Origin of the sequence: Streptosporangium sp. NPDC006930 (assembly GCF_040635605.1) — a bacterium.
Classification (GTDB): Bacteria; Actinomycetota; Actinomycetes; order Streptosporangiales; family Streptosporangiaceae; genus Streptosporangium.
Window position 1 is genome coordinate 1 of the sequence record NZ_JBEYID010000071.1, and the last position, 1,454, is coordinate 1,454.

The following is a 1,454-nucleotide window of genomic DNA, read 5'->3' on the forward strand; positions in this document are numbered from 1 at the left end:
CTGCAACTGCATCGCCCTTACCTCAGCGGTACCCTTTCCTAAAACGTAAAGATTTTGCTTTGTTAGTAATAACATTTTTTTTACCAACAACATTGACTAGTTCTTCGACTAAGTCCATATTAACTTCTCCCCTCTATAACGTTTGTAAAAAACGTTTTAATCATTACGCTTTCAATGATACGCTTTTTTTGATATTTTGGTTAATAGGTAGATTGTAAAATTAATCCGACGCTGTTCGGACAAAAAAGACCAGCTTCCTTTAAAATGGTGTTTATCACAAACCCATTTTTAGGAGCCGATCTTTTGTCTAGTAGGTTCTGTTGCAAAGTTTTCCAAAAAATCTATTTTAGTGTAAAATTGAGAAAAAAGACAGAGAGGACAGAGTAATGAATCATTTTAAAGGCAAACAATTCAAAAAAGACGTCATTATTGTCGCTGTTGGTTACTACCTGCGTTACAATCTAAGCTATCGTGAAGTTCAGGAATTGTTATATGATCGTGGAATAAATGTTTGTCATACTACGATTTATCGTTGGGTGCAAGAGTACAGCAAAGTCCTCTATTATCTTTGGAAGAAGAAAAATAGACAATCCTTCTATTCATGGAAAATGGACGAAACCTATATCAAAATTAAGGGACGTTGGCATTATCTTTATCGTGCAATTGATGCGGACGGCTTAACCTTAGATATCTGGTTACGAAAGAAACGGGATACGCAAGCAGCCTATGCTTTCTTAAAACGACTCCATAAACAGTTTGGTGAGCCGAAAGCAATTGTGACCGATAAAGCACCTTCTCTTGGCTCCGCCTTTAGAAAGTTACAGAGTGTGGGTTTATATACTAAGACAGAGCACCGAACTGTGAAGTATCTTAACAATTTAATAGAACAAGACCATCGACCTATTAAACGACGGAATAAATTTTATCAAAGTCTCCGTACAGCCTCTTCCACGATTAAGGGCATGGAGACCCTTCGAGGAATATATAAAAAGAACCGAAGAAATGGAACGCTCTTCGGCTTTTCGGTGTCTACTGAAATCAAGGTATTAATGGGAATACCAGCCTAAGATATTTGGAGTTCAGAGCGGGCGCGTTTGATTTTCAAACTTCGCAACAGAACCAAATAGGGTTAATCTCATCAAGAAAAGGAGTTAGAAACAGTTGCGAAAATATATGATCTACCTCAGCAGTTTATTGGTCACATTTATCCTGAGTTATGCGACGATTACTTGGCTGATTATGCCCGTTCTCACTCGCTATCAAAGCCTGGCTAGGTTGATTAACCACTTTGACTATACCGCATTAACTTTAATACTCTTATTAACGCTGATTATCTGGTTGTTTGGCATCCAGTATCAGCCCAGATGCCGTCGTGGCGGGGCATGCGCAGGTCGAGCAGGACGACGTCGGGGGCGTGCTCCTCGATCGCCGCCAGCGCGGCCATGCCGTCGTCG

General features: G+C 40.1%; 1 protein-coding gene. It reads left to right on the top strand.

Annotated features, from left to right (window positions below):
• The first annotated feature begins 386 nt into the window (after positions 1-386).
• Positions 387-1,067 carry an IS6-like element ISS1N family transposase gene (locus ABZ664_RS39390; protein ID WP_014727478.1) on the top strand — a complete coding sequence of 227 codons (681 nt, stop codon included), beginning with the start codon at positions 387-389 and terminating at the stop codon, positions 1,065-1,067.
• Positions 1,068-1,454: the final 387 nt, after the last annotated feature.